The organism is Nocardioides alcanivorans, from assembly GCF_021555175.1.
Lineage (GTDB): Bacteria > Actinomycetota > Actinomycetes > Propionibacteriales > Nocardioidaceae > Nocardioides > Nocardioides alcanivorans.
Genome location: NZ_JAKGRW010000004.1, coordinates 176,307 through 199,522 on the forward strand (window position 1 = coordinate 176,307; position 23,216 = coordinate 199,522).

Here is a 23,216-nt window from a genome sequence, read left to right on the forward strand (position 1 = left end):
AGGCGTGCCGACCCCGTCTGCCGTGCGCTCGATCCGCGGCATGCAACAGCCCGCCGCACGATGTGTGTGCGGCGGGCTGTTGGGCGTCTCGTCAGGCGCGTGCCAAGGTGCCCAGGTAGAGCGCGATCACGTGCGGATCGTTCATGAGCTCCCGGCCGGGGCCGGTGTGGGCGTTACGGCCCTGGTCAAGCACGTAACCGCGGTCGCAGATCTGCAGGCAGCGCCGCGCGTTCTGCTCGACCATCACCACGCTCACACCGGTGCGGTTGATCCGCTTGGTGAGGATGAACACCTCGTCCTGCAGCACGGGGAGAGGCCCGCCGAGGGCTCGTCGAGCAGCAGGACGGACGGTTCCATCATCAGGGCTCTCGCCATGGCGACCATCTGCCGCTCCCCGCCTGAGAGTGAGCCGGCGCGCTGCTTGCGGCGGTCGGCGAGCCGGGGAAAGAGTCCGGTGACGTAGTCCCACCTCTCCGCCCACTTCCGGGGACGCAGGAAGAGACCCATCTGGAGGTTCTCCTCCACCGTGAGCGTGGGGAAGACGTTCTCCGTCTGCGGGACGAAGCCGACGCCCATGTCGACGAGCTGGTTGGCCTTCTTGCCGCGCAGTGACTCGCCACGCAGGACGATGTCGCCCTCGCGGACCTGGACCAAGCCGAACATCGCCTTGAGCAGCGTCGACTTTCCGGCGCCGTTGGGACCGATGATGCCGACGAGCTCGCCCTCGTTCACGTGGAAGTCGCAATGGTTGAGGATGTCGACCTCGGGGATGTAACCGGCCGTCAGGTCGTCGACCCTCAGAAGGGCATCTGCAGACGCGGCCAGGTGCTCGTCACGGCTGATGGACGTCGAGTCGCCGGAACCGTAGGCGTTGGTGCCCTTCTTCTTGCTCATGACTTCTCCTGCTCTGCCTCGGCGGCCAACTCCGCGGCTGCGGCCTCGGCGCGGGCCTCTTCCTCGTCCAGGTCGAGTGGCGCGTCGTGGTGTGCCCCGAGATAGGCGTCGATGACCTCCTGCTGGGCCATCACGTCCTCGGGTGGGCCCTCGGCCACCACCTGGCCCTGGGCCATCACGATCACCCAGTCGGACACGTCGCGGACGACGTCCATGTCGTGTTCCACGAAGAGCACCGTCATCCCGGCATCTCGCAGACCACGGATGTGCTCGTTGAGGCTCTGGCGCAGCCTTGGGTTCACCCCGGCCATCGGCTCGTCGAGCATCACCATCTTCGGGCCGACCATGAGGGCCCGGGCCATCTCCAACAGCTTGCGTTGACCGCCCGACAGGCTCCCCGCGAAGTCGTCGCGGACCCTGACCAGGTTGAAGTGTTCGAGGAGCTCGTCGGCACGGGCAGTGTTCTCCTCCTCCTGCTTCTCCCACAGGAAGGGGAAGATCGAGGCCCAGAGATGTTCGCCCCTCTGGTCGCTGGCGCCCAAGCGAAGGTTCTCGAGCACGGTGAGTCGTGACAGTGACTTGGTCAGCTGGAAGGTGCGGACCATCCCCTTGCGTGCCACCTTGTGGGGGCCAACCTGGAGATGTCCTGGCCGTCGAACTGCCAGGACCCGCTGTCGGCCTTGTCGAAACCGGTGAGCAGGTTGAAGAAGGTGGTCTTGCCGGCGCCGTTGGGGCCGATCAGCGCGGTGATCGTGTTGCGCTGGATCTCGACGTGCTGGACATCGACGGCGGTGAGACCGCCGAACGTGCGTACGACGTCGTCGGCGACGAGGATCGGGTCGGGTTTGGCACCGCCCGCGGTCTGCGGGGCCGTGCTGAGGGACGCGGCGCCGCTGGTCTCCGACGGGCTCGTGGTGGACATGGTCTCCTGCTCAGCGGGCATCGAGCTGCAGCTCCTTCTTGTCGCCGAAGATTCCTTGCGGTCGATAGATCATGAGCAACATCAGGACGAGGCCGACGAGCATGAAGCGGACCTGGCCGACCTGGTTGCTGCTCATCACCGAATCCGGGATGTGTCCGGCCACGACGGCGCCCTTGAGGACACCGTCGAGGAAGACGAGCGATCCCCAGAAGATGATCGCGCCCACGAGCGGACCGAAGACCCGGGCCGCGCCACCGAGCAAGAGCACCGTGTAGGCGAAGAAGGTGTACTGCGGGGCGAAGTTGTCGGGGTTGGCCGACGAGTTGGCCAGTGCGATCACCATGCCGGCCGCGGCGCCGAAGAGGCCGCCGAGGATGAGGCTCTGCATCTTGTAGGAGAAGACGTCCTTGCCCAGGCTGCGGACGGCGTCCTCGTCCTCACGGATCCCCTTGATCACCCGGCCCCACGGGCTGCGCATGAGCGCCCACGTGAGGAGGATGCCGAGGAAGACCAATGTCCAACCCACCGTGACCACCCACAGGGTGTGCGCTCCCAGGTGCAGTGGCCCGAAGTTCAGGCCGCCCGTGTAGGGGTTGAGGTTCTTGAACTGTGTGGAGAAGACAGGAGACCCCTGCAAGCCGTCTGACCCACCGGTCCACTCGCTCAGCGACGCCGATCTGAAGAACAGGCGCAGGATCTCGCCTGCGGCGATCGTCACGATGGCCAAGTAGTCGGCCCGTAGTCGCAACGTCGGGATGCCGAGCAGCAGGGCGAGCACGACGGTCCACGCGATTGCGAAGAGCAGCGCCATCCACAGGTTCATGTCGAAGGTGGAGATGCCCATGGCAACGCCATAGGCACCCACGGCCATGAAGCCGGCCTGCCCGAAGTTGAGGAGGCCCGTGTAGCCGAAGTGGATGTTGAGGCCCATGGCTGCCAAGCAGTAGGCGACGACTTCCCAGCCGATCAGGGCCGAGACGGTCTGCGATCCGATTGATCCCCAGTCCATGACTACCTCCTCAGCCCACTCGCTCGGCGCGGCCCAAGATGCCCTGGGGCCGGAACAACAGGATCAGGATCAGCACGGCCAATGCCGCCACGTTCTTCAACTCGGGTGGGATCCACAGCGTCGAGACGGTCACGAAGAGTCCGACCACCAGGCTGCCGGCAAGCGCGCCGAACGCGGTGCCCAGGCCACCCAGGATCACCCCGGCGAAGATCAGCAGCAGGAGGTCGAAGCCCATCTCGAACTTGACCTGCTGGGAGAGGCCCAGGAGTACGCCGGCGAGACCTGCGAGAGCACCTCCCAGGACCCAGACGAAGAGGATCACCCTGTTGACGTCGATGCCCGACGCCGCGGCCAAGGACGGGTTGTCGGAGACCGCACGCATGGCCTTTCCGGTGCGGCTGTGGAGGACGAACAGGCCCGCCCCCACGAGGATGATGAGGGCGATCGCCATGCTCCACACGTCGCGCGGAGCGAGGGAGATCGGCCCGATGCTGAAGCCGTCCTGGACGACGTAGTCGGAGTAGGTCTTGTTGTCGCCACCGATCAGGAACTGGAAGGTGAAGCGGGCGAAGATCGACATGCCGATCGTGATGATCATCATCGCGATGAGACCGGTCTTGCGTCTGCGCAACGGTCTCCAAAGTCCGATCTCCTGAGCACCGCCTGCCAGGGCGCTCACCAGCACGGCGATGAGCGCGGCTGCGATGAAGGGGACGCCGTTGGTGTTGAGGGCCCAGGCGACGATGGCGCCGAGAGCGATCATCTCGCCATGGGCGAAGTTGACGAGGCCGGTCGTGCCGAAGATGAGACTGAGGCCGAGCGAGGCCAGGGCCAGCAGGAGGCCGAACCGGATGCCTTCCACCGTGAGCTGCATCGCCTTGTCGGCGGTGGACAGCACCTGTCGGTTGTCCTCACCCATCGGGAAGAGCAAAGTGCGTTGGTTGCCGTTGTCGATCGTGACGGTGAAGTCCGACTTGTAGCCGCTCCGGACGAAGACGCCGTCGGGCAGTGACTCCTCGTCGACGTACACCCGGTATTCGCCCCGGCCGGGAAGGAAGACCGCCCACTTGCCCTCTGCGTCGGAGACTGCGGTCTCGGTGAAGGAGCCGTCGGTGGCCTCGACCACGATGGAGACGCCCTCGACGGGTGCCTTGTCATCACCTTCCTGGTCGAGGAGGGTGCCGCGCACCGACTCCACCAGCCTGAGCCGGATCGCCATGATGTCGTCGCTGGGGAGGGTGATGCGGACGCCCTCGGCGGCAGCGTCAGGCACCTTGACCCCCGGAGGGACGTTGTCGGGGTCGACGGTGGCGACATAGTCGCCGGGCCCGGGGGTCTGCACCGTGAAGATGCCTTGCGTGTCGGTCACCGCTTCTGCGGTGAACTCGCCGTCCACAGAGGTCACGACGACCGGGACCTCTGCCACCGCGGCGCCGTTGGTGTCGGTCACGGAGCCCGTCAGTGCCTCCTCTGCGGCATGCGCGGACGTTCCTCCTCCGACCATGGACAGGAGGGCGATCAGGCTCAACAACAGGCTCAGAGTTCGTGCTACTCGCCGATGCACATTGGCTCCTGTCGGATTGGCTTCCGTGGGCCGACCACGACCGCTGCCGGCCCCGGACGGTGTCGGGATACAACCACACAGTGACGCAAGTCACTAGTCGAAACGGTCAGTCGTCACCTTCTTGTAGCCAATCTGTGTCAGTTGAGCCCTGGGCCGACCGGGGCGTACGCTCTGGTCGTTGGCCGCTGGGGGAACTGCAGGGGAGTCCGTATGGGTGCGATGAAGCGCACTGGCGTCATCGAATTGCGTGATGCTGTCGTCGACGACGCCGCCGACCTCGCGACTCTCTGGGCGGACTACCTGCCGCGCTCGATGTCACCGGTCGATGACATGCGCCTGATCATCAAGCGGAACGACGAGGGGACGAGCGACCGGATCGTCGTGGCCACCTACGGGGGCTCTTCGCCGGGGCGGTCTATCTCGAGGTCGCGGCGCTCTCCCCGCTCGATCCGGAACAGATGCTGAGCGTGCTGTTGCCGGCGGTCGTGAGCGACTTCCAGCGTCACGGCATCGGACATGCGCTGATGGAGGCAGGTGTGACCCAGGCAGAGGCGCTCGGGATCACCCACCTCCGCACCGCCACGGCCAACAACAGTCGCCCGGCGCACCGATTCATGGCACGGCTGGCCCTCTCTCCGTCCGCCGTCCTGCGTACGGCGCCCACCCAGGTCGTGCGCGCCAAGCTGGCCGCGCAACGACCTCGGTCCACGGCGGCCGCGAAGAGTTCACTGTCGTCGTTGCTGGCGCAGCGGCGCAGCCAACGGCGTCGGACCGACGCTGGTTGATCCCTGCGCGGTCCGCCCGTCAGCCGAGCCGTTCCGCGGGCACGAGCGTGCAGGTGATGCGCGACGTACACACGCGACGACCGCGTTCGTCGCTGATCACGACGTCGAAGGACGCCATCGAGCGGCCCAGGTGCAGGGGAGTGGCCACTCCGGTCACGGTGCCGGACGATGCTGCCCGGTGGTGGGTGGCATTGATGTCGACCCCGAGGGCGATCCGATCGGGGTGGGCGTGGATCGCCGACCCGATGGAGCCGAGAGTCTCCGCAAGCACGACCGAGGCGCCGCCATGGAGCAGGCCATAGGGCTGGGTGTTTCCCTCCACCGGCATGGTGGCGACGATCCGTTCCCGGGTCACCTCGACGAGTTCGACGCCCATCTTCTCGTTCAGTCGTCCCATGCCCTCAGGCATCTGTGCGAGGAGAGCTTCGATCTCGATCGCGTCGCTGGCTGTGGTGTCGCTCATGGAGCCATTCTGGCCCACCCCGGTCGCGTCGCCGGCACTGGATAGAGTCGTGGCTGTGACTTCGAGTGCCGAGCCCGCAACCCGCCCGCGCCTTCTTCTCCTCGACGGCCACTCGTTGGCCTATCGAGCCTTCTTCGCGCTGCCGGTGGAGAACTTCTCCACCACCACCGGCCAGACCACCAACGCGGTCTACGGCTTCACCTCGATGCTGATCAACGTGCTGCGTGACGAGCAGCCGACCCACGTCGCGGTCGCCTTCGACCTCTCCCGGCAGACCTTTCGCCTGGAGGCCTACGCGGAATACAAGGCCAAACGCAACAAGACCCCTGATGAGTTCCGCAGTCAGCTGCCGCTCATCCAGGAAGTGCTCGACGCCCTGCGCATCCCGTGGATGACCCGCGAGGGTTTCGAGGCCGACGACATCATCGCCACCCTCACCACGCAGGCCCTCGCCGACGACTTCGAGGTGCTCATCCTCACCGGGGACCGCGATTCGTTGCAGCTGGTCTCCGACACCTCCACCGTGCTCTATCCGATGCGCGGTGTCTCCGACCTGGCCCGGATGACTCCTGCGGCGGTCGTGGAGAAGTACGGCGTCCCTCCCCACCGCTATCCGGAGATCGCGGCGCTCGTGGGCGAGGACTCCGACAACCTTCCCGGCATTCCCGGCGTCGGCCCGAAGACTGCCGCCAAGTGGATCAACACCTACGACGGCCTCGAAAACGTGATCAACCGCGCCGACGAGATCAAGGGCAAAGCCGGCGAGAGCCTTCGTGCTCACCTCTCCGACGTGATCCGCAACCGCCAACTCAATGCGTTGGTGCGCGACCTCGACCTGCCCATGCAGCCCACGGAGATGGCGCTGCAGCCGTGGGACCGTCAGCAGGTGCACACGCTCTTCGACGGCTTGGAGTTCCGGGTCCTGCGCGACCGCCTCTTCGAGACCCTGGAGTCGGAGGAGGACGTCGACGCAGACGGGTTCGAGCTCGCGGGCACCCGGCTGGCCACCGGGGAAGTCGCTGGTTGGCTGGCCGAACTCCCCGCAGAACCCGTTGGTCTGCACGTGCGCGGCAGCTGGGGCAGCGGCTCAGGTCGCGTCGACGGGCTGGCGCTGGCGACCGCCTCCGACCGGGCGGCGTACGTCGACACGACCGACCTCGACCCGGCCGACGACAAGGCGCTGGCCGACTGGCTCGCCGACGAGTCCAGGCCGAAGGTGCTCCACGATGCCAAAGGCCCGATCCTGGCGCTGGCAGCGCAGGGTTGGACGCTGCGCGGTCTGCGTAGCGACACCGCGCTCGGGGCCTACCTCGTGCGACCTGACCAGCGCAGCTATGACCTCGCCGATCTCACGGTGCGCTACCTGCGCAGGGAGTTGAAGGGCGACGACACCGGCGACCAGGGCTTGCTCTTCGACGAGGAGGACAGTGTCGCCGAGACGGCCATGCTGCGGGCCCGCGCCACGGTCGACCTGGCCGACGCGCTCGCGGAGGCGATCGAGGAGCACGGCAGTACCGGCCTCCTGGCGTCGGTCGAGCTGCCGCTCGTCGGCGTGCTGGCACGTATGGAGCAGACCGGCATCGGGGTCGACCTCGAGCAGTTCCGGGCGCTCGAGGCCCACTTCGCCGCCGAGGTGCGCGAGGCCGCGGAGCAGGCGTTCGCAGTCATCGGCAAGGAGATCAACCTCGGCTCGCCGAAGCAACTGCAGGTGGTCCTCTTCGACGAGCTGGGGATGCCGAAGACCAAGAAGACCAAGACCGGCTGGACCACCGATGCCGACGCGTTGCAGTCCCTCTTCGTCAAGACGGAGCATCCGTTCCTGCTCCACCTGTTGCGCCACCGTGACGTCTCTCGGCTTCGCCAGACCGTCGAGGGCCTGCTCAAGACGGTCGCTGACGACGGTCGCATCCACACGACGTTCAACCAGACGATCGCTGCCACGGGACGGCTCTCCAGCACCGAGCCCAACCTGCAGAACATCCCCGTGCGCACCGAGGAGGGTCGCCGTATCCGGGAGGGTTTCGTGGTCGGGCCCGGTTATGAGTCGTTGATGACGGCCGACTACAGCCAGATCGAGATGCGCATCATGGCGCACCTCTCCGAGGACGAGGGCCTGATCGAGGCGTTCCGTTCGGGCAAGGACTTCCACTCCATCACCGCTGCCAAGGTCTTCGGGGTCGAGGCGAGCGAGGTCGACACCGAGATGCGGGCCCGGATCAAGGCGATGAACTACGGCCTCGCCTACGGGTTGTCTGCCTTCGGGCTCTCCCAGCAGCTCAAGATCGAGCCGGCCGAGGCCCGGGTGCTGATGGACGAGTACTTCGAGACCTTCGGCGGCATCCGCGACTACCTCGACGGTGTCGTCGACGAGGCCCGGCGCACCGGCTTCACCGAGACCATCCTCGGCCGACGTCGCTATCTGCCCGATCTCACCAGCGACAACCGTCAGCGGCGTGAGATGGCCGAGCGGATGGCCCTCAACGCCCCGATCCAGGGGTCCGCCGCCGACCTGATCAAGGTGGCGATGCTCAACGTCGAGCGCGCCATCGCAGATGAGGGCCTCGCTTCGCGCTTGTTGCTCCAGGTGCACGACGAGCTCGTGTTCGAGGTGGCGCCCGGTGAGGCAGATGCCCTCGAGACCCTGGCGCGACGCGAGATGGGCAACGCCGCCGCCCTCACCGTCCCCCTCGACGTCTCGGTCGGCACCGGACGCAGCTGGCACGAGGCCGCCCACTGACCCTCCGCCCGTCTGCCCCACCCCTCCAGGTTTGTCCGCTTTGAGAGGGGATCGTCCCTAACAGATTTGTAGTTCCCGAGCAGGAAACTACAAATCTGTTAGGGACGATCCGGCTCGGGAGCGGGGACGCGGAGGCGGAGGAGGCTGATGGTGAGGAGGACGGCGACGAGCAGCACGTCGACGGTGATCACGACGGCGAGCAGGCCGCTGACGGAGCCGGCGGTGGTGCCGCCGGCGATGAGGGCGACCAGCGCTGCCCAGACCACGAGGATCGATCGCCGCCCTTGCCGGGCCACGACGGAGTAGATGAGCACCTGCAGGAGGGCCAGTGCGGTGCCGAGCAGGCCGAAGAGCCACAGGCGGCCCTCGATCTCCGCGTACTCCTGGCCGCCCACGAAGACCAGGGCGAGTCCGGAGAGGAGCCACGCGCCGACCGTGGCGAGTGCCCCGAGTGCGGCAGCAGCGCTCATGGAGCGCAGCAGCGCGGCCCGACGTTCCCGCGGGGTGCTCATGGCCGGGAAGGCCAGCACCACGATGAACTGGGGCAGGAACAGCACGGCCTTGGTGAGGATCAGGCCACCGGCGTAGAGACCGGCGTCGTGCTCCGCCAACAGGTTGCGGGCCACCACGACGTCGACATTGGTGAGTGCGAAGAAGGCCAGCAGCGCCTGGGAGTTGGCGAGTGCTTCGCGGAGCACCTCCCTCGCTGCGCGGCGCTCGGGTGCCACGTGCCGCACCGTGCGCAAGGCGATCGTGCCGACGATGACCGGAGCCCACTGCCCGATCGCCACGCTCACCATCGCCGTCACCGTGTCGGGCTGCCAGAGGAGCAGTGCCGTGCCCAGGAGGAGTCGTGGGATGCCGTTGGCGAGGAACAGCAGGGCCAGGGGCGCCCACCGTCGTTCGCCCTGGAGGATCCCTGCCTGCGCTCCCATCACGGTCATCGGCAGCACGACTGCCGCGACGAGCGCGGCGGACAGGATGCTGTCGAGCTTGAGCACCGCGTCGACGACGGGGAGAGCAGCAGCATCGAGGCTGCAACGACGAGGCCGACGCGCCAGCTCACCCGCAGCACGGCGCCGGCCACCGCGTCGACTTGGTCGGGCTCCGCGGCAATGCGGCGGGCGGCGGCCGTCTGCACGCCGAGCTGGAGCACGCCGATCACCAAGATGAGCGCCATCAGCGCCGCGAAGGCGCCGTACTCCCCGGGGCCGAGCAGGCGGGCCGCCAGCATCGTGAAGGCATAGGTGCCGACGTTCATCACCAGCACTGCGACCGCGATGCCACCGGCACCGGAGAGGACACGGGGCAGGCGGATGGCGGGCGGCACGATGGTGGAGTCTTGCACATGCCCACGTGTCCCGCGGTAGCCGAGGCCGGGCGCCGATTACCCTCAGGTAACGAGCGAGGGAGGTTCGATGTCGGTGCATCCTGCGGTGCGTCAGGCACGCAACGTGGTCGGCCTGTACGGCGACCCGACAGTCACGTGGAGCATCGCGCTCGGGGTGGAACTCCAGGAGCCGCTCACCTGCGCAGCGGTTGCGGAACGGGCTGCGCACCTGTGGCCACTGTGGTCGCACCTGGGCCCGCTGCCGCAAGTGGAGCGGGCCCGGCCCGATGACTGGACGGCCTGTCGCGCGAGGCTCCTGGACACGCCCTACGGGGACTGTGACCCGTTGGTGCGGATCGCGCTGTCGAGCGACGGCCACCAGCTGCTCGTGGCGGTCCACCACGGAGCCGTCGACGGCCTGGGCATGGTGGGCCTGGTCGGCGCGCTCACGGGGGTCGAGCTCACGTCGTCTGCCCGCGGCATTGCCGCTGCCTCGGAACCCCGGGGCTTCTGGCGACGCTCGTTGGAGCGTGTCGCGGAGGCGGTCTTCCGGCCGCCGGCCCGGCTCGGCCCGACGAGGCGGGTGTCGCAACACCACGGCGACTGGGTGGAGGTCCTGGTGCTGCCTCAGCTGTCCGGGGGCACGACCAGATTGGTTGCTGCGGTGACGCGGGCCGGCACGGCATGGCGCGGACGGACGCGTCGACGTACCGTCATCAGCCTCGCGCTCTCCACGCGCCCTGGTGCCCCGCGGCCCTCGCCCGACCGGGCGACCGCCTACGGGCGGATCGTCGTTCCCGACGGACGTGACGATGAGGTGGCGGCGCGGTTGCGGGCGTTGGTGCCGGAGCCGGCCTTCCCCAGACGACGGCCGGGGAGTCGGCCCACTGGTGACGAAGCTGCTGAGCTCCCGCCTGGGTGCCACGGCCCTGGTCTCCAACATCGGCCGGCTCTCCGGCGACGGACTCGTCGGTGCGCAACTGTGGCCGGCGCCGTCAGGGCCCGCCGGAGTGGCGATCGGGGCCGTCACCGTGGGTGAGCGGAGCACCGTGACGGTGCGGATGCGGCGAGGTTGGTTCGACGCGGGCCAGGCGACCGCCTTCGCGGGCGCGCTGGGCAGCGAGCTGGTCGAGCCGACGACCCCGACTCAGTAGGGGTCGTAGGGAGAGTCGTGCCCCAGCATCCGGGCCACCGGACGCAGACGCAGGCGCAGCAGCACCTTGAGCCCGACGTTGCGGATCCACCAGGGCAGCTCCGCGACGATGCGCCAGCGGTCACGCGCCGTGGGACGGCGCTTGCGGAACAGCGCCTGCGAGTCACTGCGGCGTTCGTAGGCGAGATCGTCCGCGAAGAGCACGTGACGCAGGATCGCCAGCGTCACGCCGATCGAGGAGAAGCAGTCATGGATGACCACGGCGCCGCCCGCCGTGAGGTGCGTGCGCCACAACAGGTCGTCGCGCACCGTCCAGTAGTCGTGCTTCCCGTCGATGTAGAGCATGTCGAACTCCCGCGTCCAACCCGGTCGCAAGGCAGTGCTGTAGTCGGCGACGAGTTCGACGACCTCGTCGAGGCCGGCCTCGGAGACATTCTTCTCGAACTTGCTCCGGGTGGGAGTGCCGCCGAAGAGTCGTCCCTCCACGAAGGGGTCGATGGCGACGAGGGTGCCGCCGGTGGGCTTCAGGGCATTGCCGAGGACGACGGTCGAACGGCCCTGGTGGCTTCCGATCTCCACGACCGTGGCGGCCGCCGGCAGACGCACGGCCTCGTCCCACAGCAGACTTGCCTGACCGTGCTTCAACCACCCGGGGACTCCGCTGGCTCGTGGCCAGATCTCCTCGAAACGGGGGGCGTCAGGTACGGCGTTCACGTGGCCCTCTCGACGGGTGCATGTGGTTAGACTTCCGCGGCACCCTACTCCACAGTAGTGGGATCGAGCTCCAGGGAGGGATCTCATCAGCGCGAGCAAGACGGAGGTCTTCGGCCGACTGATCTGGCCCCTGCTCCTGCTCGGATCCCTGGCGCAGCAGCCGGGACGGACCACCTTCGACACGAAGTTCGACCTGAGTGCCGATCCAGGGGCGTTCCTGTCCCGGAGCCTGCACCTGTGGAACCCCCAGGCGTCCTTCGGCGAACTGCAGAACCAGGCCTACGGCTATCTCTTCCCGCAGGGACCGTGGTTCCTGGCCATGGATGCGCTGGGTGCACCTGACTGGATCGCGCAGCGCCTGTGGTCCGGCCTGCTCCTGGTGCTGGCCTACGAAGGATGTCGCCAACTGGCCAAGGCGATGGGCCTGACGGGCAGTGCGGCGATCGTCGCTGGTCTTGCCTACTCGCTCTCCCCACGGATGGTCGGATCGGCTGGCGTGCTGACCGGCGAGGTCGGTCCGGTGGCGATGTTGCCGTGGGCCGTGCTGCCGTTGGTGCTGGTGAACAGTGGCCGTTGGTCACCCAGGACTGGCGCCCTCCTCTCCGGGGTGGCCGTGCTGTGCATGGGGGGAATCAACGCAGTCGGCACGTTGGCAGTGCTGCCGGCCGGACTGGTCGTCGTGCTCGCCCAGTGGCATCGTCCCCACGGTCGGCGGTTGCTCGGCTGGTGGCTGGTTGCGATGCTCTTGGCCTGCACCTGGTGGATGCTTCCGCTCCTCCTGCTCGGCCGTTACAGCCCGCCGTTCCTGGACTACATCGAGACCGCATCGGCAACGACGGCGACCACCGGCTGGTCCAACGCCGTGCGCGGCACGGACCACTGGGTCGCCTGGTCGACCGCAGGTGATCGGGCGTGGTGGCCCGGCCCCCACGAGATCGCCACCACCCCCGCGTTGGTCGTGCTGGGGGACTTGTCTCCGCGCTCGGCCTGGTCTTCCTCGCCCATCCCCGGATGCCCTGGCGTGGTCCGTTCCTCATCACCGCCGTGATCGGCCTGTTGTGCTTGGTCGGCGGGGCAGCGGCGGCGGGTGGTTCGCTCGTCGATGGCGCCGTACGTGACCTGCTCGACGGTGTCCTGGCGCCCTTGCGCAACGTGCACAAGGTCGATCCCCTGGTGCGTCTCCCACTCGCGCTCGGACTCGGGCACGCGGTGGTCCGGATCTCCGCTGCCGTCGCCGAGCGGCGTCCCGGTGCCGCCACCGGGGTACGGCGCGGCGTCGCTGCGGGGCTCGTCGCCGTCCTCCTGGTGGGGGCCGCGCCCCTGTGGACCGGGGGCCTGCGCACTCCCGGGTGGCAGCAGGTCCCCGATGCGTGGCAGGAGGCAGCCACCTGGCTGTCCCGCGCCGATGGCAGTCGGGCGCTCGTGGTGCCCGGTGCCGGCTTCGGGGTGCAGACCTGGGGGTGGACCATCGACGAGCCGCTCCAAGGAGTCGCGCAGTCGCCGTGGGTGACGCGCAGTCAAGTGCCGCTGGTCCCGGGGCCGACCGCCAAGTGGTTGGATGCCGTCGAGGAGCGGCTGGCGACGGGCCGAGGGAGCCGAGCGCTGGTTGCCTTCCTGGCCCGTGCGGGTGTCACCCATGTGGTGGTCCGACGCGACATCGCGGGGCAGTACACGGACAGCGCGGACCTGACCCGTGTCGAGGCGGCGCTGCAGGCATCGCCGGGAATGCGACAGGTGGCCGGGTTCGGGAGCGACGGATTCGGGCGACCGTTGGTGGAGATCCTCGAGGTCACTGCCTCGGCGCCCCGGGTCTCGTTGACCCCGGCTTCGGAGGTGCGCCAGCTCAACGGAGCGCCTGTGGACCTGCTCCGGGCAGGGGAGGCACGGCTTCTGCGTTCCGACGAGCTGGTCGTGATCGGCACGGACATCGGCCGGGGTGACATGGTCGGTGACGGCAACCGCCGTCGGGAGCGTCAGTTCGGAAGGGTCCACGACTCGTTGGGTCCGACGCTGACCGCGACGGAGGCGTTCCGTTCCGACCGTCGCTCCCATGACTTCGCGAACGTGCCCGGCGTCCCGCAGACGGTGCTGCGTCGCACCTCCGGCGTCGAGGTGAGCGCCTCCACGTCGTCCGGCCTGCCAGACTCGCTGGGGGCAATCCGTCCCGGCCACGCCCCGGGTGCTGCCTATGACGCAGATCCCGCTACGGCGTGGCACTCGGGATCGTTCACCGACCCGATCGGGCAGTGGTTGGAGTTGCGGACCCCACGTGAGGGGATGGCCGCGGGAGTCGTGGTGGTGCGCTTCGCCCGCGACGCCGGTCTGGTCACACCGACGCGGGTCGAGGTGAAGATCGGCTCGACGTCGACACTCCTCGCCGTTCCCGAGTCGGGAGTGGTGGTGGCACCGGTGCCGACGTCGGGGGACCGTCGGGTCCGCGTCACGGTGCGCGAGGTTCGTGACAGCCAACTGTTCGGCACCGTCGGGATCGCGGAGGTCCAGCTGCCCGGCATGGCCGCGGACCGCACCCTCGACGTCCCCGGCGAGCTCGTCGCGGGCACCGACCTGCTGCTGGGCGCTGACCCGCCGCGCCGCGCCTGTCTCGACCTCGGTGCCGGCGCGCGATGCGACGCCGACACGGTCGTGGCAGGGAGGAGGTCGGGTTGGACCGCAGCTTCCGGGTTGCGGAGGCGGGACGCTGGAGGCTCTCGGGCACCGTGGTGCCTGTCGCCGGTGCGGCAGTGGCCGACCTGCTCGCACCGTTGGGAGGTCAGGCGTGGGTCACCGCCGATCGGGTCCGCTCCGGCGATCCGGCCGTGGCGGGCCTCTTCGCCTTCGACGGCCGCGACGACACGGCCTGGCTGGGCGAGCGGGGCCGGCGCGAGGCCACCCTCGTCTGGCGTTGGCAGGGCAGGGCACGCACGATCGATCGGATTCGCATCGTGGCCGCCGACCAGCCCTCGGTCCGACCCGCAACCGCGGTCATCCGCTCGGGCGGCGAGCAGCGCCGGGTCCGGCTCGACGGGCTGGGCACCTTCGAACCACTCCGCGTCGATGGCCGGATCCGGATCGACTTCGAGGCTCCCGAGGGCGCTGGCGAGTTCCGCGACCTCCCGCTGGGCATCGCCGAGGTCGTGCTGGACGGTGCCGAGGACCTACGGCACGCACCTGATCGCGATGCGCGGGTCGGTGCTGCATGTGGTCTGGGTCCAGAGGTCGTCATCGACGGGCGCGTCCGTCGTACCAGCGTCACGGGGCAGTTGGCCGACCTGCTCCGTGGGTCGACGTTGCGGTGGGAGGTGTGTGGTGGGCCGGTCGGGTTGGCCGAGGGAAGCCACCGCGTCCAGGTGGCGCCCACCCTCCAGTTCGCTCCCGACACCTTGGCCTTCGACGGCCGCGCCGACTCCGTTCGTGGGACGGGCCGTGACTTCGACGTGCTCAGCTGGGACGACAGCGAGCGAACCGTGCGGGTCGGACCGGGAGAGGCGGCGGTGCTCAGGATCGCCGAGAACACCAATCCCGGTTGGCGCGCCGAGATCGATGGCAAGGAACTGCGACAGGTCACGCTCGACGGCTGGCAACAGGGGTACGTCGTCCCAGCCGGCGACGGGGGAAGGTCACCGTGACCTTCACCCCGGACCAGCCCTACCGGGTGGCGCTCGGCTTCGGGGGCCTGTTGGCCCTGCTCCTCCTTGTCATGGCAGCACTCGCCGCGGGGAGGGAGACGTGGCGCCGCAACACGTCGGCGGCGGAGGAGGCAGCCGAGGAGGTCACGCCTGACGAGGCCGCGGGCGCGAACCCTCGGTCAGCGCGCCGACGGTGGGTGGGCTGGGCCGCGGTCGGGTTCGTACTTCTCGTGGTCGGCGGACCGTGGAGCGGACTGGGCGTGGCGGCTGCAGTCGTGCTGCCCACCGGAGGGCTCCTTGCCGTCGCAGCTGGTGCGCTCGCCGTGGCGGGTGTGGCCGCGGCGTGGGCGCTCGGCAGCCAACCCGATCAACTCGCCAACGGCGCTGCGGCGTTGGGCGTCGGACTCCTGGTCGGCGCTGCGGTTCGACCTCGCCTCGTTCGGCTGCGGCGGCCACCGCTGCCCCCGGTCGACCGGCTCACCGCGGTGGCGCTGCTCCTCGTGGCCGGGCAGGCGCTGCTTCGTGGGGTGCTCGCTGCGGGATCGTGGTTCTGGCAGGACGACTTCAGGCACCTCTTCCTGGCCCACGAGCTCGGCTTCACGCGGGAGTTCCTGGTGCGTGACTACTCCGGCCACCTCGAGATCGGTCAGTACGTCGTCTACTGGTTGATCTCGGGAACCAGCGAGAGCTTCGGCGTCGCCGCAGCGGTGCTGGTGATGACCCAGGCGTTGGCCTCGATCCTTCTGTGGACGCTGCTGCGGACCCTCTTCCCTCGGTCCGCCTGGTTGCTGGTGCCATTCACTGCCTACCTCTTCACCCCGCTGGGGTTGATCACCGGCGCCTGGTTCGCGGCTGGACTGCAGGCTCTGCCACTGCAGGTCTTCCTCCTCGCCACGTTGCTCGGCCTGGTGCGGATGCAACGCGACTCCCGGCACCAGGTCGCCTGGGGCACGCTCCGCTGATCGCCCATGCAGCCGGCCTGCTCTTCTGGGAGAAGGCGCTGCTGATCCTGCCCGTGACAGTGGCCGTGCACCTGTTGGTGGTGTTCGCTGATCGGCCGCTGCTCAGTCGGCCGAGACAACTCCTACGCAGCTGGCGCTGGTGGGCGGCACACCTGGTGCTGTGGGTGGGCTATCTGGGCCTCTACCTCAACCTGACCACGACCGAGACCTTCTCCTCGCAGCGTGACCAGACCCTGGTGGAGGCATTCCACGCCACGGTTCTGCAGATGGCACTGCCCGGCGTGTTCGGCATCCCGTGGCACGTCGACGGGGCGTCCAACTCGCTCTACCCGGAGACCGGCGCCCTGATGGTGGCTCTCGCCGTGGTCGTCGTGCTGGCCCTGGTCACTGCGAGCGCAATCCGCAACGGGTGGCGAGCCTTCGAGGGCTGGCTCCTCGTCGCGGGGGTGCTCGCTGTCGATTTCGCAGTACTGGCCACGGGACGACCGGACTTCCTCGGCCTGGTCGCCCGGGACCCGCGTTACGTCACCGACTGGTTGCCCGTGATGGTGATCGGTGCGTGCGCTGCCTTCGCGGTGCCACGCCTCGCGGCCGTGCGGCCCGTCGCGGTGGCCTGCGGCGGCCCGCAGCTGCGACGGCCGGGGTGTTCCTCGCGACGCTGACGATGAGTGTGCAGTTGCTCCCGGTGGTGCAGCGTGACCAGGGTCTCGACTACGTCGACAGGCTGATGGCAGATTCGGAGGTGGCTGGCGACGCCCTCGTCTTCGCGACGATGTCGCCGGCTCCGGTGTCGATCAGCACCACCACACCGGAGGCGCTGGCAGCCGTCCAACGCGACGTCGTCTTCGACCAGCCCGGGAGCTCGGCGCTCGTGCCGGGCCCGACTGGCGCATTGGCGCCGCCACAGCTCCTGGAGGAGGTGCAGGCGCGGGGTCCGGGCGCCGACTGCGGCTGGCGGGTCCGGGACCGACCCACCGCGCTGACCGACATCGGCGACTCGGAACGTGATCGCCTGGTCCAGGTGGGACTGCTGCTCGACGAGCCGGTGGTGCTGCACCTGAGGATCGGCACGGTCGAGCAGGGAGTGGCCGTCGAGCCGGGGCTGCGCACCGTCTGGTTCCGGCTCCCGGCAGGGCCCGGTGATCTGAGTGCCTGGGTGACGCCGTTGCCCGGATCGACCGCATCGGGTGATGGCCAGTGCGTGAGTGACGTCCGGGCGGGTGTGCCGTGGCTGGGTTGAGGGTCCGAGGGTTGGTCCTCGGGTGGGGGCTGCCACTGTTGTTGGCGGTGACGTTGCTCGGCCCGCTGCTGCTCGGTCGGGGCTACGCCCTGGTCGGCGACATGGTCTTCGTTCCGGACCAGCCCTGGAAGCCACGCTGGATCGGCGCTGACGGGTCGGTGCCGCGGGCGGTGCCGACCGACGCCGTCACCTGGGCACTGGGGACCGTGTTGCCGGGTGACGTCGTACAGAAGTTGTTGCTCGTCCTCACGTTGACGCTCGCCGGTGCCGGCGCGGCGGCCCTGACCGCGCACCGTTCCACCGGCGCCAGGGCCGTCGCGACCGTGCTGGCGGTGTGGAACCCGTTCGTGCACGAACGGCTGGCCATCGGCCACTGGGCGCTGCTCGTCGGCTACGCCATGTTGCCGTGGGTGGTCGTCGGTGCCCAACGCCTGCGGGCCCGTGAAGCGGGCGGCTGGCGAGCCGTGTGCTGGCCGCTCGCCCTGGCCGGCTTGACCAGTCCGACGGGTGGAGTGCTGGCAGCGTTCGTCCTGCTGGCCATGGTCGTACCCCGGCCGAGGCTCCTGGGTCCGGCGCTGGGCCTGGCCCTCGTGGTGAATCTTCCGTGGCTGCTGCCGGGGATCGTCAACACCGCTGCCACCCCGGCCGACCCCTTCGGCGTCCAGGCCTTCGCGGCCCGGGCCGACTCACCCTGGGGCGTGCTGGGGTCGGTGCTCAGTCTGGGCGGCATCTGGAAGGAGTCGGTGGCCGTGGCTGCGCGTGACTCCTGGCTGCTCTCCGGCGTGGGGGTCGGCTTGTCACTGGCGGCATTCGCGGGCCTGGTGCTAGCGCGACGACGAGATCCAGCCGTGGCCGTGCCTCTCCTGAGCTTGGTCGGAGTCGGCCTCGTCCTCACTCTCCTCCCGACGGTCGGAGCGGGAGAGCGGGTCGCGGAGTGGTTGGTCACCACCATCCCCGGGGGTGGCCTGCTGCGGGACTCACAGAAGTGGATGGCAACTGGCGTTGCCGGGGCTCTGCTGGGGAGCGGCGGAGGCGGCCGACGCCGTGGGCCGCGTGGACCCGGGGTCGTGGCGCCCGGCCGGGGCCGTTGCTGGTGGCCTGGGCGGCGCTTCCGGTGCTGGTGCTCCCCACCACGGGCTGGGGTCTCGCCGGCACCCTGGCTCCCCACGCCTACCCGCAGGAGTGGCACGACGTCCGCAGTCAGCTGGAGCGGGCCGGTGCGGCCGACGGTCGCACGGTGGTGCTGCCGTTCGGGCTCTACCGTCGCTTCGACTGGAACGGTGGGCATGCCGTGCTGGATCCTGCGCCGCGGTTCTTTCCCGGCGACGTGATCACCGACGACTCCCTCGAGGTCGCCGGTGGCACGGTGGTGGGGAGGACGCGCTGGCCGCGGACATCCGACGGGTGCTCGACGACCGCGACGCGTTGACCACGGTTGCTCCGCGACTCGGGGGTCTCGTGGGTGATCGCTCACGCCCACGACGGCAAGGTCGATGCCGTGCTGCCCGCAGGAGAGGTGGTGCACCGGGGTGACCGCCTCGTCGTGGTGCAGCTGACCGGAGCGGTGGACCCGACCGGTGACGACCAACGGGAGTGGCTCCTGGTCGTCGACCTCGGCGTCCTGGTGATCTTGGCCACGCTGATTCTCCCGTTGGGGCGGTTCCGCGGGTATAGTCACCGGCGGGAGAGCGACCAACACGTCCGCGGAGGGACTACATGAACTCGATCATCTTCGGCCTCGTCGGGGCCGGGCTTGCCTCGGTCACGGTTGTGGGCGGTGTGCAGGCCTACCAGGCGGCGACCATCGACAAGGGCTCCGTCCCGACCATCGTCAACGGCGCCAACGTCACCTACGCCGACGACTGATTCGACCCTCTTCACCCACAGACACCGACGTGGCCCCCGGGAAGGTTCCCGGGGGCCACGTCGTCGTCCGGCTGAGCTGCGTCAGTTGCTCAGTGCCCTGCGCACCGCGGCGGTGGTGGCCTCCCACGTGAACTCGGCCGTGCGCAACTGCGCCTTGTGGCCGAGGTCCCTGCGCAGCTCGTCGTCGGCGAGCAGACGACGTACGGCGTCGATGAAGTCGGCCTCGTCGTGTGCCAGCAGCCCGGTGGTTCCGTCGAGGATCGAGTCGCGCACCCCGCCGGCGTCGGCGTAGGCGACGGAGGGCACGCCCACTTGGGCGGCCTCGATGATGCTCAGGCCCCAGCCCTCCTTCAACGACGGGAGCAGGTGGATCCACGCCCGGCCGAGCTCGCGGTACTTCTCCGTCTCGCTGACGTGGCCGACGAGGGTGACAACATCGTCGACGCCCCGGCGCTTGGTCTCCTGACGCAGCTCCTGCTCCCACCAGCCGGAGCCGACCACTCGCAGGGTGAGGCCGGGGAAGTCGTCGCGCAGTGCGGCTGTCGCGGCCACGGCGTGCTCGACCCGCTTGTGCGGCACGAGCCGGCCCAACACCACGAGGCTCGGCTGTCGTGTCTGTTCCAGGCCGGGCAGCTCGGGGACCGGGTCGGTGCCGTTCCACGCCAGGCTGATCGCCTGCGGATCGACGCCCAGTTGGACCAACTCGGCACGGGTCACGTCGCTGACCGCGAGGTAGCGCAGCCCCCTGTTGACGCGTACGGCGACTCGCGACTCCATGAGCCAGCCCACCTTGGCCAGCACCGGCCCGACCACCGGCCACTGCTCCCGGTGCACGTGATGCACGAGTACGACGACCCGTGCCTCGGTGAAGAGCCTGGCGAGGAACGGCATTCCGTTCTGCACCTCGACCACGGACGTCACCCGCCCGAGCTGCTTGGTCAACAGCAACCACGCGGCCCACAGGTAGACCGACAACCGGCCTCCGCGGCGGACGTAACGTACGCCGTTGCGCACCTCGCGCGGCACGCTTGCGCCATAGCGGGCGGTCACCACGGTGACGCGGTCCCCGCCCGCGGCCATGCGTTCGGCGACCTGTTGCAGCCAGCGTTCCGAGCCCCCGGCCTCGGGGTGCCACGGGTCGCGCCAGCTGAGGAACGCCACATGATCCGAAGATCTGTCCATGCCTTTGGACGTCCGCATGAGTCTCCCTCCCCAAGCGAAGCAGTACCAGACAGTAACATTCCTCACGTGACCAAGGGACCCCTCGCAACGCGTCGTGCTGGATCGGGTGACGATCTGCGCCGCAGCGTCCGCCTCTTCCGCTCCTTCCTGACCGAGCAGACCGACCCGGTCGGCTTCTACAGCCTGATCGCGGAGGACGCAGTCACGTTGATGTCGCGGCACACGACGCTGGCCGGCAAGAGTGTCATCGACTTCGGCGGCGGTCCCGGGTTCTACTCCGAGGCCTTCGCGCGACACGGTGCCCGGTCGGTGGTGGTGGACGCCGACCACGCAGAGATCACCTCGCACCGTCGCCATCCGCTCTCGGTGCAGGCGCTGGCCGAGGCTGCTCCGTTCGGTGAGGGAAGCGTCGACATCGTCTTCTCCAGCAATCTGCTCGAGCACGTGCCCGACCTGCCGGCGGTCGCGGACCGGATGGCGAGCGCCGTACGCCCGGGAGGGCTGGTCGTGCTGAGCTACACGGCGTGGCTCGGTCCGTGGGGTGGGCACGAGACGTCGCCGTGGCACTACTTCGGTGGTCACCGAGCCGCGCGCCGTTATGCACGCAAGCACGGCAAGGCGCCGAAGAACGTCTTCGGCGAGTCGATGTATGCCGCGTCCGTGGCAGAAGGGCTGCGTTGGGCGAGGCAGTCGACGACCCTGGAGCTCTTGGAGGCGCGTCCCCGCTATCTCCCTCCCTGGTCACGTTTCCTGTTGCGGGTCCCGGTGGTGCGTGAATTCCTCACCTGGAACCTGTGGCTCGTCCTGCGCCGGGTTGGCAACGATCGGGACACGGCCGAGCCGAAGTGGGGCAATTGACCTGTGATGTTGCTAACATCACGGCGCCGCGTGGCAGCGCGGCGCGATGGGCATCGCCGGGTCGGCGGTACCCACCACGTCCGTAGGGAGGGGCATCATGCGCGGTAAGACAAGCCAGATCCTGATTGGTGTCGGGATTTTCTTGGTGGTGGTGGCGGCGCTCCTGCGCTTCTACGCCTACGACAAGTTGGCGGTGGCGCCGATCGACCAGAACTCGGTGAACGTCCTGGTGGGCCCCGATGCCAATCTCTTCGACACGGGGTCGCTCAGCAACATCACGACCGACCTGACGACGACGGCGAAGACGGTCGGCCTGATCAAGGAGACCGAGAACGCGCCCGACGGTGTGGTGGTGTGGGAGACCAGCACGTCGACGAGGAGCACCGACGGTGTCGTCCGGTCGCGCAGCATCGAGCGGATCGCGTTCGACGCCCACACCGGCGAGGCGGTGAACTGCTGCGGCGAGTTCCAAGGTGACGTGGAAGGGGCCAACGAGGAGGTCAAGCGGGACGGACTGCTCGTGAAGTTCCCCTTCAACACCGAGAAGAAGACCTACGAGTGGTGGGATGCCGACCTCGGTGAGGCGGTGCCGATCCGATACGTCAAGGAGGAGGACGTCGAGGGACTGGGCACCTACAAGTTCACCCAGACGATCGAGCCCACGGTCACCGCCACCCAGGAGGTGCCGGCCAGCGTCATCGGTGAAGACGCCGAAGGCAACGTCGATGCCGAGATGACCTACTCCAACATCCGCACGTTGTGGGTGGAGCCGCGCACCGGAGTGGTGATCAAGCGGTTGGAGCAGCAATACAACACCATCCGCTACGACGGTGAGGACCGCGTGGTCACCACCGACGTCGACACCCAGTTCGATGCGAAGACGATCAAGGAGAACGTCGACACCTACGGCTCGTTGAGCACCATGCTCTTCCTGCTGCGCACGCTGCTCCCGCTGATCTTCCTGATCCTGGGCGTGGCGCTCCTCGCCTGGGCGGTCGTGCGGATGCGCCGCAGCGGCGGCGAGCACGCCGAGGCCTGAGCCCGTCGGGGCCGGCCGGCTGCGTCAATGACGGAGTCGGTCGGCTACGAAGATCGCCGTACCCGGGGTCAACAGGCCCCGGGTACGCGACCAGCCGCCCCAGACCCGCTCATGGTCCTCGGGCCACTGGGGTTCGATGAAACGGGTCAGCGCCAGGCCGGCCCCGGTGAGCAGGTCGATCCAGTCACCGATGGTGCGGTGGTGCTCGACGTAGGCGACATCGCCGGTGACGTCGTCCACCTCGACGTACGGCGTGCGGTCCCAGTAGGACTGTGACGCAACCAGCCCCTCGGGGCCGGGGTCGTCGGGAAACATCCACCGCGTCGGATGGGTCACCGAGAAGGCGAACCGCCCTTCGGCCCGGAGCACCCGTGAGATCTCCTCGAGCAGCCGCTCGCCATCGGCGACGAACTGCAGCGCGCCGAACGACGAGAAGACGATGTCGAAACTCTCGGCCGCGAAGGGGAGCGCGGTCGCGGTCGCCTGCACGGAGGGCACCTTCACGCCCGTGGCGTCATCGATGCGCAGCGAATGCTGCAACTGCCGGTGGGAGAGATCCAGGCCGACAGCCCGGCCGCCGTTCGAGCAGACCCAGCGCGAACACTGTCCGGCGCCGGAACCGAGCTCGAGCACGTCCAGGCTGTGCACGTCGCCGAGGGCTCCGACTTCCTTCTCGGAGGTTCCCTCTGGGCCCCAGACGAATCCGATGTCTCCGAGAAAGGCCCCGTGCGTGGCCTGGTACTCGTCTGCGTAGCGGTCCCAGTCGCGGCGATTGGCTCGGCGGGACTCGTCCTCGTCGGCTGGCCGACGCTCCGCCGTCACGGGCGGGTGAGCTGGTGCTTCCACGCGGACAAGAGTACGGCGCGCCACCT

25 protein-coding genes and 2 pseudogenes are annotated in these 23,216 nt (G+C 68.8%); 14 read left to right on the plus strand and 13 right to left on the minus strand.

Going from position 1 to position 23,216, the window contains the following annotated elements; translation table 11 throughout:
* Positions 1-91 precede the first annotated feature (91 nt).
* The 6 genes and pseudogenes from L1066_RS02610 to L1066_RS02635 all read right to left on the minus strand — a co-directional run bounded on the left by L1066_RS02610 (position 92) and on the right by L1066_RS02635 (position 4,356).
* The gene (locus tag L1066_RS02610; protein ID WP_235734839.1) at positions 92-307 is read right to left on the minus strand and encodes an ATP-binding cassette domain-containing protein; all 216 of its coding nucleotides are present in this window, start codon (positions 305-307) and stop codon (positions 92-94) included.
* Complete coding sequence (locus L1066_RS02615; protein ID WP_235734840.1) at positions 253-894, minus strand: ABC transporter ATP-binding protein; 642 nt, start codon at positions 892-894, stop codon at positions 253-255. Before L1066_RS02615 ends, L1066_RS02610 begins: the two co-directional genes overlap by 55 nt.
* Positions 891-1,256 (minus strand): ABC transporter ATP-binding protein C-terminal domain-containing protein, encoded by a 366-nt coding sequence (locus tag L1066_RS28335; protein WP_376707633.1) that lies wholly within the window; start codon positions 1,254-1,256, stop codon positions 891-893. Before L1066_RS28335 ends, L1066_RS02615 begins: the two co-directional genes overlap by 4 nt.
* Positions 1,257-1,259: 3 nt before the next feature.
* A pseudogene (locus L1066_RS28340) lies at positions 1,260-1,837 on the minus strand (ABC transporter ATP-binding protein); the annotation flags it as partial.
* On the minus strand, positions 1,827-2,825 hold the full coding sequence (locus L1066_RS02630; RefSeq protein WP_235734843.1) for a branched-chain amino acid ABC transporter permease: 999 nt from the start codon (positions 2,823-2,825) through the stop codon (positions 1,827-1,829). The gene L1066_RS02630 and the pseudogene L1066_RS28340, both read right to left, overlap by 11 nt.
* A 10-nt stretch (positions 2,826-2,835) precedes the next feature.
* Positions 2,836-4,356, minus strand: coding sequence for a branched-chain amino acid ABC transporter permease (locus L1066_RS02635; RefSeq protein ID WP_235734844.1), 1,521 nt, complete (start codon positions 4,354-4,356; stop codon positions 2,836-2,838).
* 252 nt (positions 4,357-4,608) lie between these two features.
* Between L1066_RS02635 and L1066_RS02640 the strand changes: the two genes are divergently transcribed.
* Positions 4,609-4,854 (plus strand): hypothetical protein, encoded by a 246-nt coding sequence (locus L1066_RS02640; RefSeq protein ID WP_235734845.1) that lies wholly within the window; start codon positions 4,609-4,611, stop codon positions 4,852-4,854.
* Positions 4,848-5,174 carry a GNAT family N-acetyltransferase gene (locus L1066_RS02645; RefSeq protein WP_235734846.1) on the plus strand — a complete coding sequence of 109 codons (327 nt, stop codon included), beginning with the start codon at positions 4,848-4,850 and terminating at the stop codon, positions 5,172-5,174. Before L1066_RS02640 ends, L1066_RS02645 begins: the two co-directional genes overlap by 7 nt.
* Positions 5,175-5,193: 19 nt before the next feature.
* On the opposite strand, the gene L1066_RS02650 is transcribed toward L1066_RS02645, so the two are convergent.
* Complete coding sequence (locus tag L1066_RS02650) at positions 5,194-5,637, minus strand: hotdog fold thioesterase (protein WP_235734847.1); 444 nt, start codon at positions 5,635-5,637, stop codon at positions 5,194-5,196.
* A gap of 55 nt (positions 5,638-5,692) precedes the next feature.
* On the opposite strand from L1066_RS02650, the gene polA reads away from it, so the two are divergent.
* Positions 5,693-8,374 carry a DNA polymerase I gene (polA, locus tag L1066_RS02655; RefSeq protein ID WP_235734848.1) on the plus strand — a complete coding sequence of 894 codons (2,682 nt, stop codon included), beginning with the start codon at positions 5,693-5,695 and terminating at the stop codon, positions 8,372-8,374.
* Positions 8,375-8,472: 98 nt separating this feature from the next.
* Here the strand turns inward: polA and L1066_RS02660 are convergent, their stop codons facing one another.
* Together L1066_RS02660 and L1066_RS02665 are read right to left on the minus strand one after the other, a co-directional pair.
* Positions 8,473-9,375, minus strand: a complete 903-nt coding sequence (locus L1066_RS02660) for an oligosaccharide flippase family protein (protein WP_235734849.1) — start codon at positions 9,373-9,375, stop codon at positions 8,473-8,475.
* Positions 9,315-9,704: a polysaccharide biosynthesis protein gene (locus L1066_RS02665; RefSeq protein WP_235734850.1), complete on the minus strand. Its 390-nt coding sequence runs from the start codon at positions 9,702-9,704 to the stop codon at positions 9,315-9,317. The genes L1066_RS02660 and L1066_RS02665 overlap by 61 nt, the downstream gene beginning before the upstream one ends.
* 88 nt (positions 9,705-9,792) lie before the next feature.
* On the opposite strand from L1066_RS02665, the gene L1066_RS02670 reads away from it, so the two are divergent.
* The gene (locus L1066_RS02670; RefSeq protein ID WP_235734851.1) at positions 9,793-10,743 is read left to right on the plus strand and encodes a condensation domain-containing protein; all 951 of its coding nucleotides are present in this window, start codon (positions 9,793-9,795) and stop codon (positions 10,741-10,743) included.
* Positions 10,744-10,851: 108 nt separating this feature from the next.
* Here the strand turns inward: L1066_RS02670 and L1066_RS02675 are convergent, their stop codons facing one another.
* Positions 10,852-11,571, minus strand: a complete 720-nt coding sequence (locus tag L1066_RS02675) for a class I SAM-dependent methyltransferase (protein WP_235734852.1) — start codon at positions 11,569-11,571, stop codon at positions 10,852-10,854.
* Between the two features lie 193 nt (positions 11,572-11,764).
* Between L1066_RS02675 and L1066_RS28345 the strand changes: the two are divergent.
* A pseudogene (locus tag L1066_RS28345) lies at positions 11,765-13,557 on the plus strand (alpha-(1->3)-arabinofuranosyltransferase domain-containing protein); the annotation flags it as partial.
* Positions 13,558-13,757: 200 nt separating this feature from the next.
* Here L1066_RS28345 and L1066_RS02685 read toward each other — a convergent pair.
* The gene (locus L1066_RS02685) at positions 13,758-14,015 is read right to left on the minus strand and encodes a hypothetical protein (RefSeq protein ID WP_235734854.1); all 258 of its coding nucleotides are present in this window, start codon (positions 14,013-14,015) and stop codon (positions 13,758-13,760) included.
* Between the two features lie 219 nt (positions 14,016-14,234).
* Between L1066_RS02685 and L1066_RS02690 the strand changes: the two genes are divergently transcribed.
* The 7 genes from L1066_RS02690 (at position 14,235) to L1066_RS02720 (ending at position 19,265) form a co-directional block, all read left to right on the plus strand.
* Positions 14,235-15,197 (plus strand): hypothetical protein, encoded by a 963-nt coding sequence (locus L1066_RS02690; RefSeq protein ID WP_235734855.1) that lies wholly within the window; start codon positions 14,235-14,237, stop codon positions 15,195-15,197.
* Positions 15,194-16,159, plus strand: coding sequence for a hypothetical protein (locus L1066_RS02695; protein WP_235734856.1), 966 nt, complete (start codon positions 15,194-15,196; stop codon positions 16,157-16,159). Before L1066_RS02690 ends, L1066_RS02695 begins: the two co-directional genes overlap by 4 nt.
* Before the next feature lie 53 nt (positions 16,160-16,212).
* Positions 16,213-16,821 carry a hypothetical protein gene (locus tag L1066_RS02700; protein ID WP_235734857.1) on the plus strand — a complete coding sequence of 203 codons (609 nt, stop codon included), beginning with the start codon at positions 16,213-16,215 and terminating at the stop codon, positions 16,819-16,821.
* 2 nt (positions 16,822-16,823) lie between these two features.
* Positions 16,824-17,399 (plus strand): hypothetical protein, encoded by a 576-nt coding sequence (locus L1066_RS02705; RefSeq protein ID WP_235734858.1) that lies wholly within the window; start codon positions 16,824-16,826, stop codon positions 17,397-17,399.
* An 11-nt stretch (positions 17,400-17,410) separates the two neighbouring features.
* Positions 17,411-18,730, plus strand: a complete 1,320-nt coding sequence (locus L1066_RS02710; RefSeq protein WP_235734859.1) for an MmpA family trehalose lipid delivery protein — start codon at positions 17,411-17,413, stop codon at positions 18,728-18,730.
* Between the two features lie 131 nt (positions 18,731-18,861).
* Complete coding sequence (locus tag L1066_RS02715; protein ID WP_235734860.1) at positions 18,862-19,119, plus strand: hypothetical protein; 258 nt, start codon at positions 18,862-18,864, stop codon at positions 19,117-19,119.
* Entirely contained in the window at positions 19,116-19,265 is a 150-nt protein-coding gene (locus tag L1066_RS02720) for a hypothetical protein (RefSeq protein WP_235734861.1), read from the plus strand. Before L1066_RS02715 ends, L1066_RS02720 begins: the two co-directional genes overlap by 4 nt.
* An 81-nt stretch (positions 19,266-19,346) precedes the next feature.
* On the opposite strand, the gene L1066_RS02725 is transcribed toward L1066_RS02720, so the two are convergent.
* Complete coding sequence (locus tag L1066_RS02725; protein ID WP_235734862.1) at positions 19,347-20,447, minus strand: glycosyltransferase family 4 protein; 1,101 nt, start codon at positions 20,445-20,447, stop codon at positions 19,347-19,349.
* 66 nt (positions 20,448-20,513) lie between these two features.
* Between L1066_RS02725 and L1066_RS02730 the strand changes: the two genes are divergently transcribed.
* On the plus strand, positions 20,514-21,305 hold the full coding sequence (locus L1066_RS02730) for a class I SAM-dependent methyltransferase (RefSeq protein WP_235734863.1): 792 nt from the start codon (positions 20,514-20,516) through the stop codon (positions 21,303-21,305).
* A gap of 97 nt (positions 21,306-21,402) precedes the next feature.
* Positions 21,403-22,344 carry a cell envelope lipid trafficking protein PgfA gene (pgfA, locus tag L1066_RS02735; RefSeq protein WP_235734864.1) on the plus strand — a complete coding sequence of 314 codons (942 nt, stop codon included), beginning with the start codon at positions 21,403-21,405 and terminating at the stop codon, positions 22,342-22,344.
* Positions 22,345-22,368: 24 nt separating this feature from the next.
* Here pgfA and L1066_RS02740 read toward each other — a convergent pair whose 3' ends face one another.
* Positions 22,369-23,190 (minus strand): class I SAM-dependent methyltransferase, encoded by an 822-nt coding sequence (locus tag L1066_RS02740; RefSeq protein ID WP_235734865.1) that lies wholly within the window; start codon positions 23,188-23,190, stop codon positions 22,369-22,371.
* Positions 23,191-23,216 lie beyond the last annotated feature (26 nt).